Below are 12,852 nucleotides of genomic sequence, written 5' to 3'. Positions count from 1 at the left end.
CCATGACCGACTTCGACCCGAACGACTACGAGATGGCGGAACTCGGCCCGGCCATCAAGGACGTCGACGACATCGCCGCGTTGCACGCCATCCTGGACAAGGAGAAAACGGGCCAGAACCGCCCCGGTGCAGTCGCACTCATCGAGAGCCGTATCGAGAAGTACGAACACGAAGACGAGGACGTCGACGTGGGGTCGCTGAATCTCGACGAGATGTCCACCGCAGACGTCGGCAACGCCGTCCAATCTATCGAGGACGTCGACGAACTCCGCACACTCCTCGAACGCGAGGAGGCCGGACAGGACAGGGGCGGCGTCACGCGACTCATCCAGAGCCGTATCGACTCCGTGGCGGGAAGCGAAGAGGGAGACGGCGAGGACGTCGAACTCGAAGACGAACTCCCGCCCGAGGAGAAACATCCGGACCTCTCGCATCCGACCGCCGACAAGCGTCACGTCCGCGCGCTACAGGATGGAACCTATCGCGACATGTGGGTCTACTGTGAGACGCAAGCGGGTGAACTCGTCGACGTCTCGAAGGAGATGCTCGGGAAGGCCCGCGAGTTGATGGACGACTACAACGACGACTACGACGCCGACGAACGGGTCGTCGCGGTACTCATCGGCGACGACGTATCGAAACACACCGACGACGTAATCGCCTACGGTGCGGACGTCGTCGTCGTCCACGAGGACGAGCGCCTGCGCCGGTTCCAGCACACCCCCTTCTGCGAGATATTCTGCGATATGGCCCGCGCCGGGGCGAGTCACGACGGCGGCGAAGTCACCGGCGGCCGCGACGAGGACTGGCGCGACTACGACAAACCACGGTACGTGCTCTTCCCGGCGACGAACAACGGTCGGGACCTCTCCGCACTGGTCCAAGCCGAACTCGACTCCGGGCTGGCGAGCGACTGTTCGGGGCTCTACATCGAGGATACGGTCATCTCGAACCCCGTCAAGACCGGCGTGGCGGGCGAGAAGAAGACGTTCGAGCGCGTCCTGCACATGAAACGCCCGGACTTCTCTGGGTTCGAATACTCGACGATTCTCTGTCTCGACAATCCACGACGCGAGTTCCACCCGCAGGGTGGCTCTGTCATCCCGGGAAGCTTCGAGATACCGGAGCCAGACTCCGACCGCGAGGGCGACGTCGTCCACCACGAGGCCACTCTCGACGACGACTGGTTCACCATCTCCGTCACCGACCACGACCAGTTAGACGAGGGTATCGACCTGACGGGTCACGAGGTCATCGTCGCCGTCGGCCGGGGTATCGGCGCGAACCCGACGAAGGGGATGGAACTCGCACTCGACCTCGCCGACGCCTTCGAGGACGCCGAAGTCGGCGTTTCCAGAGGTATCGTCACTGGCTCGTACCAGTTCGACGGGCACGTCGAACAGTACACCCACGAGGACCGCCAAATCGGCGAGACGGGACAGGTGGTCGCGCCGAGACTCTACATCGCGGTGGGCATCTCGGGTGCGGTCCAGCACAAAGTCGGGATGGACGAGTCGGAGACCATCGTCGCCATCAACACCGACCCCGAGGCACGAATCCGCGACTTCTCGGATTACTTCGTCGAGGGTGACCTCTTCGAGGTGCTGCCACGACTGACGAAGGCGTTACAGGACGGCGAACTCGACCTCGAACTCGCCGAGGCGAAGGCGGCGGGTGACGATGCGGCCGCGACTGACGGAGGTGACCAAGTATGAGCGACACTGGACAGGAACACTACGAAGCGGTCGTCGTCGGTGCGGGGCCGGGCGGTGCGGCCGCGGCGGCGACACTCGCGAACTACGGCGTCGAAACGCTCGTCCTCGAACGCGGCGTCGAAGCGGGGTCGAAGAACGTCTCTGGTGGACTCATCTACGCCGAGGAGTCCGCGCCCTACACTATCGACGACCTGTTTCCCGGCTTCCGCGAGGAGGCCGCAGAGCGTCCCATCACGGAGTACTTCCTCCACAACGTCGCGGGCCGGGACGTGAAGACGTTCGACCTGACGGACCTCCACGAACACGACACCGAGTGGTCCGACGCCGTCCTCCGGCGAAAGATGGACTCGTGGCTGGCCGAACGGGTCCACGAGAAGACGCGCGAGACTGGCGGTGGGCTTCTCAGTGGTGTCCGTGTGAACGGCCTCCTGCGGGAGAACGGCCGCATCGTCGGCGTCACCTGCGACGAACTCGACCCCATCACGGCTGATATCGTCGTCGCCGCCGACGGCGTCAACTCCGAACTCGCCCGCGACGCGGGACTCATGAACTGGGAGCACCCCGAGCAGTGGTTCCAAGGTGTCAAAGCCGTCGTTGACGTCCCCGGCGACGTCATCACGGAACGGTTCGGCATCGGCGAAGGCGAAGGTGTGGCCCACCTGTTCTCGGGCGACCTGTTCCAAGACGTTCGTGGCGGCGGGTTCCTCTACACGAACCAAGAGTCGCTCTCCATCGGGACGGTGTTCCACCTCGACAGCCTCGTCGCCGAGCAGGCCGAACCACACGAGTTGCTGGACGGTCTGTTGACGCATCCGCTCCTCGCGGAGTGGCTCGGCGACGACTACACCGAGATAGAGTACTCGGCGAAACTCGTCCCCGACTCGAAGAAGGTGGCGCTGCGCGAACCGCACAAAGACCGACTCGTCGTCGTCGGCGACGCCGCGGGACAGATGCAGGCACAGGGACCGATCATCAAGGGGATGAACCACGCCGTGTCGGCGGGTGCGCTCGCCGCCGAGGCGTTCGCGGAGGCGAAGTCACGCAACAGCCCCGAGACGGCGGGCGAACTCTACGCACAGAAACTCCGCGCCGAGGGTGTGATGCAGAAACTTCGGCCCCGCGGCTACGACGCCGTGAGCGCCGTCGGCGAACGCGGCGCGGTGGCGAATCTCACCGACTCGCTTCTCACGTCGTCGGTGGGTCGAATCGGTGTCCGTCTGCTGGGTGGCCAGTTGGAGCGACTCTACAATACGCCTGCGCTGTCGATGATGGTCCCGGACACGCGGACGCCGTACGTCACCCTCCCGACGGTTATCGCCGAGGAACTGGGGACGCCAGTGACCGACGAGAACACGGTCGAACCGCCGAGTCTGGAGGAGCGCATCGGCGACTTGACTTACGACACCGACATCGGCAACCCCCACATCAAGCTTCGAGACAACTCCTTCGAAGCCAGCGGCGCGGCCGTCACGGCTTGTCCGGTGAGTGCGGTGAACTTCGGGGGCGGTTGTTACCGAGAGGAGACGATGCAGACGAACGGGCACGAGGAACGCGTCGTGAGCCTCGACACCCAACCGTGCGTCGAGTGCGGAACCTGCGCTATCGTCGCCGACACCGAGTGGAACCACCCGCGCGGTGGCAAAGGTGTCGAGTTCACACAGGGGTGAACGACGATGAGTAAAGTGACCGACGGCGACGAGGGAGTTCGACACTCTGGGTACGTCCACCGTATCCGTGACCTCGCCGACGAGGCACGGGTCACGCGGGAGTCGTTCGACGCTCCGCACCCCGACGAGGCCGACGAGCGAGCGCTCCGGTACGCTCGCGACGGTGTCGGCCCGGTGGTCGCCCTCTACATCGAGGCCCGAACCGCCGCGTGGGACGTCGAGTTCTCGGGCGAGGAACTGCGTCTCCTCCACCGCGCGCTGAACGACTGGTTCGACCTGTACGCGCGGTGCTACGGCGTCGACCTAGATGCGTCGTTCTCGATTCGAGAGACGGCGGAGATGCTACTCAAGACGCACAACGTCCACGACACGGTCCAACTGCAGACGTGTCTTCCTCCGCGTCGTTGACGTCGGGTATCCGGACTGTCTGCCTTCTCTATCACGAACAATTATTATGTACTGGAGCGTGGTAACAAGGGACATGGAAATAACGGAGAGTCTCAGCATCGGAAACAAGGACCGTAAGGACATCTACAACTACATCGAGAGCAACGGAACCGTCCGCGAGGACGAAGTACGACGGGCGCTCCGACTCGACCCGGCGGCGCTCGGGACACACCTCACCATCCTGCGACGCGACGGTTACATCAGGAAGGTAGGCGACAAGGTACAGGTCGCCTACGAAGACGAAGAGGCACACGTTCACGAAGCAGACGGCACCGAGTTCACGATTCGACTCCCGCAGGAGGTCGATTTGGACCGACTCGTCGACGCGATTCACGAAGTCGCGGAGGAGGGGACGTACATCGAAGCCGAAACCGTCGCCGACGTCATCGACCACGAAGAGGTCATCCTCCGGCACAACGACGTCCGTTCGCGGATGTTCTTCGTCGCCACCGTCGAAGACGACGTGGTCGGCTGGGTTCACCTCGACCTGCCCGAAGCCGAGAAACTGAGCCACACGGCCGTTCTCACCGTGGGTCTCCGACCGGAACACCGCGGTCACGGTATCGGAAGCAGACTCCTCGAACGCGGCACCGACTGGGCACGCGACCACAAGTTCGAGAAACTCTACAACAGCGTTCCGGCGACCAACGAAGAGGCAATCGCCTTCCTCGAAGCCCGTGGCTGGGAGACCGAAGCCGTCCGAAAGGACCACTACAAGATGAACGGCGACTACGTCGACGAAGTGATGATGGCCGTCGACCTGCGGTAGGTCGTCGAGTTCTCCGTTTTTCGCGTTGTGAGCGACTCTCTCCGTCCCAGTAGTTATCTGTCACTCGGACGAAGCGGCGGCATGGACCTGCCCTCCACCTCCGTTCGAGCGGCCACGAAGCGCGTCCTCGCCGGTGGTCTGCTCCTGTTCTCGCTGTTCTCACTCGGAAGCTACTGGGCTTCGGTCGTCTCCTCACGGTCGCTCGCGGCCCTCCTCTCCGACCCAATCGGGTCGCCGTTCTCGCTCGCCATCACCGGGATGCTTCTCGGCGTCGCTATCGCGAGTCTCGGTGTCGCGACGGGGACGTTCGACCAACACCGCGACGGCTACCTCCGGGCCACGCGCCTCTGCGGAGCAGTCGGCTTGGTCGGTGTCGCCGGTATCGTCGTCTTCGCCGTCGCCAGCGGACTCTGACTCTCCGTTATCGCCAGTCCACCTCGGCCCCGTCCAGCACCTCGGCGACGACGCCGTCCTGCTGAACTAACGCTCGCCCGTGTGCCGTACAGACGTCTCTGTCGTCGGCCCAGGGAATAGAGAGACGGACGGCGGCCGGGTTCTCACAGCCGTCTTCGCTGCACTCGGACATCGCTCGTAGACTACGACGTCGCCACGGGTAATCCTAGGTACTCGTGGTCACAGTGCACGTAGTTCGAAAAAAGTAAAGCTGGAGAGGCGGCCGAGTGACGGTCAGCAGTCGCCGTCTTCGACGGTGGGGCTGTCGTCGTCAGCCGTCTCGTCGGTGTCGTCGGTGCCATCGGTACCGTCGGTGCCGTCAGTCGTCTCTTCGTCAGTCTCACCGTCACCGGCGTCAGGTTGACTCTCGTCGTCGGTGCCGTCCGCTGGGTCGCTCTCGCCACCCTCCACGTCTACTGTGAAGTCGTACTGGACCGCGTCCGTACTCTCGAAGAACGTCGCCTCGACGGAGTCGTAGTTCAGTCCCGCGGTGACGTAGTACGTCCCGCTCTCGTTCGCCGTGAACACGACTCGCTCACCGCCGTCGAGTTCGGTCGTGTTCACCGAAGTAGCGTCCGGTCCGTCCACGAACAGGTCGTGACCGTACCCACCCCAGAAGGAGTCGTTGACGACGTTCGTCTCGTCGTAGGTGGCGGTCACCGTCTCGCCCGCGTCGAGTTCGACTGCGTAGACGTCCTTGTCACCACCGACGAGCGACGCCGACACCGTCTGTCCGTCCGAGAGTGTCGTCGCGTTCGCCTCGTCGTTGTTCGGTTCGTACGGGTCCTGCGGAATCGCCGTCACGTTCATCTCGTACCGTTTCGGCCCCGTCGCTGGTTCCGCGTCGGGGTCCTCGGGGTTCCCGTACATCGCGCCGATTTCGATGTAGTAGGTGCCGCTCTCGTCGACGGGGAGTGCGACAGCGGCCGGCTTTCCGTCACCGTAAATCAGCATCTCGGTCGTGTCTGTCTCTACTCGCTCGCCGTCGGCGGTGTAGACGGTGACGTTCAGGTCTTTCGGCTCTATCGACCCGTCGTCTGCCGTCTCTTGCCCGTACACCGTCACGAGAAGCGTCCGATTCGCGTCGACGCTGACTTCGTACCAGTCGGCGTCACCGGGTTCTTCGACGGCGTCGTTCACCGTCGTGTTCGTGCTGACGACTGTCGCGTTCGCTTTGCTGTCGTCGGTGGTGCCGTTGTCGGCGGCGGCGACGCCACCGACGAGTGCACTCGCGCCTGCGAAGGCTGACAGCACCAACAAGGCAGCTAGTGCGGTACTCTGAAGCTTTGTGTATCCTACCATGCTTTGTTCGTTGCGTATCCCCATCGTCGAGCGCGGAGGGCTCGTGATAACGAGAATACATCATCGACTGTCACACCCTCTTACCCTTATTACTCAGTTGATAAATCCCGTGAAACGGTCGTTTACAGAGCACGTAACCGTCGAGATTCCGGGTCTCGATCGGCCGCTATTCGGTTATTCGGTTATTCCGTGTACCGCTCACGCTCGGCGTGAGCGACCTCGTCGCCATAGACGTCCACGAGCGGTTTGTAGGCGTCACCGAGCGACCGCATACACTGACTGGTCGAGAGGTAGTCCAGTTCGTCGGCGACGTCGTCCCACGGGCGACACTGGAGTACCTTCCGCACCAGTAGTCGTTCTTCGCGGTCGGTGAGGTCCGCGGCGTCCGGATTCGAGAGATGTCGGACCGCGAGGTCACGAAAGGCTCGCGGGGCGGTCCCGTAGAGTCCGGGCCCGTAGGACGCGCCGGCGACGACGCGCCAATCTCTGTCCGAGAGCCTCTCGGCGTACTCGCCGTGCGTCGCCCGAATCGCCGCGCGGGCGACGTCGGGGTCGACGTCGTCCAACAGGTCGGCGAGCACGCCTTCGACGCGCCGGAGGAACCAGTCGGTGTGGCGCGATTGGACCGCCTCCCCCGCCTCGCTCGTCGGGTCGAGCATCAGCGCCGAGTACTCGCCGCTGGTCGCGTTGCGGGTGGTCGAGAGGTGGACCGTCCGGTAGCCGTTGCGGTCCCAGAAGTCGAGTAGTTCGGGCGTCGCCCCGTAGCCGACGCCGAGCCAATCCACGTCGTCCGCGAGTTCGTCGCGAATCTCCGAGAGTAAGCGCGACCCGAGTCCACGCGACCGGACGGCGTGGTGCGTGGCGATTCGCATGACACGGTAGCCGACCGGAACTGCGGCGTCCTCGTCGCGGAGTTGACTCGTCAACACGTCGGGGAGCATGTTACCGCGCACGCGCCCGCCATCGTACATCTCTCGGCGCGTCTCGGCGTCGAGGTTCCCCTCTCTGGCGAGGAGCGCGACGGAGACGACGTGGCCGTCGGCGACGAGCGCGCGAAGCGAGAGGTTCGGCGCGTCGAGTAGACGAGCGAGGTCGGTCGGTTCGGTTCGGTAGTGTGCGAGCACGAGGAGTCCGAACGCCTCGTGGAGCAGATGTTCGTCTTCGACGAGTTCGTCCGGCGAGATGGCTCGGTACTCGACACTGTCGACGGTCACGTCTTCGACGAGCGGGTCGACGGCCGGGCGAGCGTCGAGCAGAAGCGCGCGGAACGCCCACGTCTCCACGGGGTCGTTGCGGGCGTACCGAATCGGGTCGTCGAGGTGGACGTCGCGGACGACCTTGTCGCTCTCAGCGAGGTGGTCGCGGAACCGGACGGAGAAACCGCGTCCCGCGCCCTCGTAGCCGTGAATCGTAGTGAAGAACCCTGCCGAGGGGGCGGCGACGAACTGCGAGAGCAGTCGGACGGGGAGCGCCGCTGCCTCGTCGACGACGACGACGTCCGGGTTATTTGGCAATGTGGCTGCCGTCGGTGGGTCGGCGAAACGGACGTGACCGCCTTCGACGGTTCGGAGGTGCTGTCCCTCTTCGTCGTTCTCGCTCTCGCCCGCGAGTGCATCGAGACCGTCGAGCAACACACGCGCACGGACGAACACTTCCTCGGCGTTTCGGCTTCCGGGGGCGGTGACGAGCACGTCTCGACCCTCGGCGGCGAGGCTTCCCGCCGCGAGACCCGCTGCACTCGACTTCCCGCGTCCTCGGTCTGCTTCGACGACGACGGCGTGTCCCGGGTGGCGGAGCAGTTCCAGCGAGCGGACCGCCCGTGCTTGGTCGTCGGTCAGACACGACTCGTAGGCGAGCGCCGGAAAGAGCGCGGTGTCGGGTGCCACCTGCGTCGACTGCGACCGAAGTGGCTCTGTGGATTCTGTAGACGACTCACCCGTGAGTCCGTCGCGTTCGACGGTTTCACTCTCCACGTCGACGATGGCGACACCCGGATGTTCGCGGAGCGTTCGGACGAGTCGCTCGCGAAAGCGGCCGGTCACGTCGTCGACGGTGAACGGCGGAACGGCGAGATACTCGTCGAACCCGCCGCGAGTCGTCGGCCACTCGTCCAGCGGAGGTGTGAGAAGGACCAAGAGACCGCCGCCGTCGACGGCCCCGACCAGTCGTCCGATGGCGTTCGGCGAGAACTCTCCGTGAGCGTCGAGGACGACGCAGTCGCGGGTGGTTCCGAGCAGTCTGTCGGCGTGTTTCGGGTGGAGTCGTTCGAATCGGAACCCCTCTCTGGTCGTGACGAAGGTGACGCCGTCGTCGGAGAACCCGACCCCCTCGACGATGTCATAGGCCGCGTCGATACCGGCGTCTCTGTCACCGGCGAGGACGAGCAGGCGACGCTCGTCGGTCTGTTCGGCCTCCGCACGAAGTCGCCCGGCGAGGGCGCTGACGTTCATGCACCCGGGTTGTCGGCGGGGGGTATTGGGGTTTCTCTCTGCACGCTCGCGGTGGTCGTCTCACCGGGACAGCCGAACTCAGGCCTCGGCAGCCGACTCGTCCAGTTCTGCCAGTTCGTTCATCTCGCCTCTGCTGCGGAACTTGCTGGCGAGGAACGCGATACCACCGAGGACGACGAGGCCGAGGACGAACGGCAGGAGTCCGGTTCCGCTGGACTCGTTCTCGTCGTCCGCGTGTTCTTCGTCGCCGTGGTCGTGGTCGTAGTGTTCGTGCTCGTCGTGACCGTGGTGTTTGTGTTTGCCGTGCTTGCCGTGCTTACCGTGGTGGCCGTCGTGGTCGTGGACGCCGCCTCGAATCGTCTTCGGACCGATTTGGATGTGGCCGTCACCGAGGTGTACCTCTAGGAGTGTGAAATGCTTACCAGGCATAGGAGTGTGTACGCGAACTGACGGCTTATTCGTTGCCCCGGACATCGTCGCCTTCTTGCTGTTCCTCCCGGGAGTGTGTTCATGGACGACACGCGACGTGCCTTTCTCGAATCGCTCCTGACGACGCCGAGTCCCTCGGGCTTCGAAGCCGCGGGACAGCGCGTCTGGGTCGACTACGTCTCCGAGTTCGCCGACGAAGTCACGACCGACGCCTACGGGAACGCCGTCGCGGTCCACCAAGGGGCTGGCGACGGTCCCGAACTCGCGTTCACCGGCCACGCCGACGAAATCGGCTACATCGTCCGGAGCATCACCGACGACGGGTTCCTCCGTATCGGCCCCATCGGCGGTGCAGACCGAACCGTCTCGAAGGGCCAGCACGTGACCGTCCACGGCGAGGAGTCCGTCGCAGGCGTCGTCGGCCAGACGGCGATTCACCTCCGCGACGTCGGCGACGAGGAGTACGACGACCTGCAAGAACAGTTCGTCGACGTCGGCGCATCGAGCGCCGAGGAGGCGCACGAACTCGTGGAAGTCGGCGACCCGGTCACGGTGACGTCGCAGATTCGCCAACTCGCGGGTACCCGCCTCGCCGCCCGCGGGATGGACAACCGCATCGGGACGTGGGCGGCCGCCGAGGGACTGCGGCGAGCGGTCGAAGCGGACGTAGACGCGACGATTTACGCCGTCTCGACGGTCCAAGAGGAGAACGGTCTCCAGGGTGCAAAGATGGTCGGCTTCGACCTCGACCCCGATGCGGCCGTCGCCGTCGACGTGACCCACGCGACGGACAACCCCAACATCGAGAAGAAGCGACAGGGACCGGTCGAACTCGGAGAAGGTCCCGTCGTCTCGCGGGGGAGTGCGAACCACCCGACGCTCGTCGATTTCGCTCGCTCGGCGGCAGCGACCGAGGGAATCGACGTCCAGTTGCAGGCGGCGGGCGTGCGGACGGGAACCGACGCAGACGCCTTCTTCACGAGTCGGAGCGGGGTCCCCTCGCTGAACGTCGGCCTGCCGAACCGCTACATGCACACGCCGGTCGAAGTCATCGACACCGAGGACCTCGTCGCCCTCGCGGACTTGTTGGGTTCGATGGCTGACGACGTCGCCGAGGTGGAGTCGTTCGCCGTCGACGTCTGAGCGACCCGGCCTCGCTGCCTCTTCACCGACTGCGCCCGACACACCCGACACGCCTGACTACGTCTAACCACGCCTGTAACTCGCACACACAGCTACTGGACCGAAAGAAAACCGTTAAAAGTCGCCGCAGGGACTGTTCAGACATGGCTGGAACTATCGAAGCACTCGTTCCTGGCGGGAAGGCCAACCCTGGCCCGCCCCTCGGTCCTGAACTCGGACCGACGCCCGTGAACGTGCAGGACGTCGTCAACGAGATCAACGAGCAGACCGCCGCGTTCGACGGGATGGAAGTCCCCATCACCGTCGAGTACGACGACGATGGCTCGTTCAGTATCGAGGTCGGTGTCCCGCCGACGGCCGCGCTCATCAAGGACGAGGTCGGATTCGAGACCGGTAGCGGCGAACCGCAGAAGAACTTCGTCGCCGACATGAGCATCGAACAGGTGAAGAAGGTCGCAGAGCAGAAGAGTTCTGACCTCCTCGCCTACGACACGAAGAACGCCGCGAAGGAAGTCGCCGGCACGTGTGCCTCTCTCGGTGTCACCATCGAAGGCAACGACGCCCGCGAGTTCAAGAAACTCGTCGACGACGGCGAGTACGACGACGTTCTCGGCGAATAACGCGACGAAACGACCTCTCTTCGTTTGACGTTTTTCCCCGGTGAGCGACGGCTGTCACGCTCCGTCGCTCTGTCGCCCGCTCGAACCGCTACACCATCTCGACCAGTCGAATCGCCTTCCCGGACGTGTCGTCCGTCGCCCGACTCGTGAACACGATGCCGTCGTCGTCGACGTGCGGCACGCTGCTGACCCAGCCGTCGGCCGAAACGCGCCAGACACTTTCGCCGTCGTCGCGGCGGATGGCGTAGCAGTTCGTGTCGTACGACCCGACGAGGACGTGCTCGCGCGTCAGGGCCGGACAGCCGACGATGAGACCCTCCGTCGCGAACTGCCACTGCTCTTCTCCCGTCGCGGCGTCGAGGGCGCGCAGTTTCCCGTCGTGGCCGCCGATGTAGACCATCCCCGTCTCGGGGTCGATGGAGGCTCCGCCCATCACCATCCCCTCCGTCTCGAAGGACCACTCCTCCTCGCCGGTTTCGAGGTTCACGCGGTAGATAGAGTGGTCCCACGACCCGAAGAACGCGCCGCCGTCGAACGTCGCGATGGGGCCCTTGATGGGTCGCGCCGTCTCGAACGTCCAGACGTGTTCGAGGGCCGGGTACGACCAGCCGTAGAGGTTGCCGTCGTTCGACCCGACGGTGAGTCGCCCGGCGTCGCGGTCGATGGCGAGGATGGAGTGCGGGTGGTCGGTCGGCCGTTCGTCGGTCCAGACGACTTCACCGGTGAGGGCGTCACAGCCAGCCATCGACCCCTCGGGGTCGGGATGTTCGACGGCGATGTAGACGACGCCGTCGTGGTAGGCGGGACTCGACCCGATGGAACCGCCGAGTTGCGTCCGCCAGACGAGACTCCCGTCGCCGACGTCGAAGGCGTAGAGCGCGCCGTCGTACGCGCCGATGTAGACGAGGCCGTTCGCGATGGTCGGCGTGCCGTGGATTCCTCGGCCACTGGGATACGTGCTCGCGACCCAGTTCACCTTGCCGTCGACGGTGAAGGAGTGTACCTCGCCGGAGTCGCCCGGGATGATGTAGTTTCCCTCCCGGTCGCGGACGGCGCTGGCTTTCGCGGCGGTGTGGTCGCCGACGTTGATACCGGGGATGCGCCACGCCGTGCGGACGTTGGTGGGCACCGTCACCTCGGGGTAGTACCCGTGTCGCTGTAGGTTGCCGCGGAAGGTCGTGAACGCCTCGGTGTCGACGGGCGTTCTGTCGGCCGCACCGGGACCAGTCGGCGTACCGTGGGCGGCTTCGGGGTCCCAGCCGCCGACGTCGGCGAGTCTGCCGACACAGCCTGTGAGTCCGACCGTACTCCCGAGGGTCGCTGCGCGGAGGAACGACCGTCTGCTGTGTCTCGTGTGACTCTCGTGGGGACCGTCCATCTCGTCCCGGGATGCACGCCAGTGGGTAATAGGGGTTTGTGTCGTCGCAGGCTCACCTCGTCACCGCCGCCGTCACCGTGTCAGGCCTTTTGTACCCCGCCTGCGTACGGTCGCCGATGTCCGCCACGTCCCAACGCAGTACGCTCTTCAACGCACTCGTCGGTGCCGTCGTCTCCGTAGTCACGGCCTTCCTCCCGTTCTCACCGGTCATCGGTGGTGCGGTGGCCGGCTATCTCGAACGACGGAACGGCGCGTCCGTCGGTGCACTCTCCGGCGTCATCGCGGCGATTCCGCTGGCACTCATCATCTTTCTCGCGGCGTCTGTCTTCGTCGTCGTTCCGGACCCCGCCGCCGCCGGCGGAATCTTCCTGTTCATCGCCGTCGCCGTCGTGCTCGCGAGTCTGTACACCATCGCCTTGGGTGCGCTCGGCGGATTCGTCGGCGTCTATCTCGCCGACGAGTTCGCGAACTGATTCGGC

General features: G+C 64.8%; 13 protein-coding genes. 8 read left to right on the top strand and 5 right to left on the bottom strand.

Features of this window, described 5'->3' with window-relative positions; genetic code table 11:
• The first annotated feature begins 2 nt into the window (after positions 1 to 2).
• From BM083_RS07160 to BM083_RS07140, 5 genes are all read left to right on the top strand, one after another.
• The gene (locus BM083_RS07160; protein ID WP_089867658.1) at positions 3 to 1,715 is read left to right on the top strand and encodes an electron transfer flavoprotein subunit alpha/FixB family protein; all 1,713 of its coding nucleotides are present in this window, start codon (positions 3 to 5) and stop codon (positions 1,713 to 1,715) included.
• A complete protein-coding gene (locus BM083_RS07155) occupies positions 1,712 to 3,382 on the top strand; it encodes an FAD-dependent monooxygenase (RefSeq protein WP_089867654.1) in 1,671 nt (556 codons plus the stop codon). The genes BM083_RS07160 and BM083_RS07155 overlap by 4 nt, the downstream gene beginning before the upstream one ends.
• A 6-nt stretch (positions 3,383 to 3,388) precedes the next feature.
• Positions 3,389 to 3,790 (top strand): DUF8055 family protein, encoded by a 402-nt coding sequence (locus BM083_RS07150; protein WP_049893854.1) that lies wholly within the window; start codon positions 3,389 to 3,391, stop codon positions 3,788 to 3,790.
• A gap of 73 nt (positions 3,791 to 3,863) precedes the next feature.
• Entirely contained in the window at positions 3,864 to 4,598 is a 735-nt protein-coding gene (locus BM083_RS07145) for a GNAT family N-acetyltransferase (RefSeq protein WP_089867651.1), read from the top strand.
• An 81-nt stretch (positions 4,599 to 4,679) separates the two neighbouring features.
• A complete protein-coding gene (locus tag BM083_RS07140; RefSeq protein WP_089867648.1) occupies positions 4,680 to 5,012 on the top strand; it encodes a hypothetical protein in 333 nt (110 codons plus the stop codon).
• A 7-nt stretch (positions 5,013 to 5,019) separates the two neighbouring features.
• Here BM083_RS07140 and BM083_RS23215 read toward each other — a convergent pair whose 3' ends face one another.
• The 4 genes from BM083_RS23215 to BM083_RS07125 form a co-directional block, all read right to left on the bottom strand.
• On the bottom strand, positions 5,020 to 5,184 hold the full coding sequence (locus BM083_RS23215) for a DUF8014 family protein (RefSeq protein WP_177197562.1): 165 nt from the start codon (positions 5,182 to 5,184) through the stop codon (positions 5,020 to 5,022).
• A 101-nt stretch (positions 5,185 to 5,285) separates the two neighbouring features.
• Positions 5,286 to 6,305: a p24 family protein gene (locus BM083_RS07135; protein WP_089867645.1), complete on the bottom strand. Its 1,020-nt coding sequence runs from the start codon at positions 6,303 to 6,305 to the stop codon at positions 5,286 to 5,288.
• Between the two features lie 230 nt (positions 6,306 to 6,535).
• Complete coding sequence (gene tmcA, locus BM083_RS07130) at positions 6,536 to 8,803, bottom strand: tRNA(Met) cytidine acetyltransferase TmcA (protein WP_089867643.1); 2,268 nt, start codon at positions 8,801 to 8,803, stop codon at positions 6,536 to 6,538.
• 78 nt (positions 8,804 to 8,881) lie between these two features.
• Positions 8,882 to 9,232, bottom strand: a complete 351-nt coding sequence (locus BM083_RS07125) for a hypothetical protein (protein ID WP_089867639.1) — start codon at positions 9,230 to 9,232, stop codon at positions 8,882 to 8,884.
• An 81-nt stretch (positions 9,233 to 9,313) separates the two neighbouring features.
• Between BM083_RS07125 and BM083_RS07120 the strand changes: the two genes are divergently transcribed.
• Complete coding sequence (locus BM083_RS07120) at positions 9,314 to 10,375, top strand: M20/M25/M40 family metallo-hydrolase (protein ID WP_089867636.1); 1,062 nt, start codon at positions 9,314 to 9,316, stop codon at positions 10,373 to 10,375.
• Between the two features lie 143 nt (positions 10,376 to 10,518).
• Positions 10,519 to 10,995 (top strand): 50S ribosomal protein L11, encoded by a 477-nt coding sequence (locus BM083_RS07115; protein ID WP_089867633.1) that lies wholly within the window; start codon positions 10,519 to 10,521, stop codon positions 10,993 to 10,995.
• A gap of 88 nt (positions 10,996 to 11,083) precedes the next feature.
• On the opposite strand, the gene BM083_RS07110 is transcribed toward BM083_RS07115, so the two are convergent.
• A complete protein-coding gene (locus BM083_RS07110) occupies positions 11,084 to 12,373 on the bottom strand; it encodes an outer membrane protein assembly factor BamB family protein (protein ID WP_089867630.1) in 1,290 nt (429 codons plus the stop codon).
• A gap of 116 nt (positions 12,374 to 12,489) precedes the next feature.
• Here BM083_RS07110 and BM083_RS07105 point away from each other — a divergent pair, with 116 nt between their 5' ends.
• Complete coding sequence (locus BM083_RS07105) at positions 12,490 to 12,846, top strand: DUF5518 domain-containing protein (RefSeq protein WP_089867627.1); 357 nt, start codon at positions 12,490 to 12,492, stop codon at positions 12,844 to 12,846.
• Positions 12,847 to 12,852: the final 6 nt, after the last annotated feature.

This window comes from Halogranum rubrum, assembly GCF_900114455.1.
Taxonomy (GTDB): domain Archaea; phylum Halobacteriota; class Halobacteria; order Halobacteriales; family Haloferacaceae; genus Halogranum; species Halogranum rubrum.
This window is presented reverse-complemented; position numbering and strand designations above follow the sequence as displayed.

Excerpts from the sequence above, each read along its gene's own strand:
- BM083_RS07160 (WP_089867658.1), top strand. The coding sequence starts at position 3 with ATGACCGACTTCGACCCGAACGACTACGAGATGGCGGAACTCGGCCCG.
- BM083_RS07155 (WP_089867654.1), top strand. The coding sequence starts at position 1,712 with ATGAGCGACACTGGACAGGAACACTACGAAGCGGTCGTCGTCGGTGCG.
- BM083_RS07150 (WP_049893854.1), top strand. The coding sequence starts at position 3,389 with ATGAGTAAAGTGACCGACGGCGACGAGGGAGTTCGACACTCTGGGTAC.
- BM083_RS07145 (WP_089867651.1), top strand. The coding sequence starts at position 3,864 with ATGGAAATAACGGAGAGTCTCAGCATCGGAAACAAGGACCGTAAGGAC.
- BM083_RS07140 (WP_089867648.1), top strand. The coding sequence starts at position 4,680 with ATGGACCTGCCCTCCACCTCCGTTCGAGCGGCCACGAAGCGCGTCCTC.
- BM083_RS23215 (WP_177197562.1), bottom strand. The coding sequence starts at position 5,184 with ATGTCCGAGTGCAGCGAAGACGGCTGTGAGAACCCGGCCGCCGTCCGT.
- tmcA (WP_089867643.1), bottom strand. The coding sequence starts at position 8,803 with ATGAACGTCAGCGCCCTCGCCGGGCGACTTCGTGCGGAGGCCGAACAG.
- BM083_RS07125 (WP_089867639.1), bottom strand. The coding sequence starts at position 9,232 with ATGCCTGGTAAGCATTTCACACTCCTAGAGGTACACCTCGGTGACGGC.
- BM083_RS07120 (WP_089867636.1), top strand. The coding sequence starts at position 9,314 with ATGGACGACACGCGACGTGCCTTTCTCGAATCGCTCCTGACGACGCCG.
- BM083_RS07115 (WP_089867633.1), top strand. The coding sequence starts at position 10,519 with ATGGCTGGAACTATCGAAGCACTCGTTCCTGGCGGGAAGGCCAACCCT.
- BM083_RS07110 (WP_089867630.1), bottom strand. The coding sequence starts at position 12,373 with ATGGACGGTCCCCACGAGAGTCACACGAGACACAGCAGACGGTCGTTC.
- BM083_RS07105 (WP_089867627.1), top strand. The coding sequence starts at position 12,490 with ATGTCCGCCACGTCCCAACGCAGTACGCTCTTCAACGCACTCGTCGGT.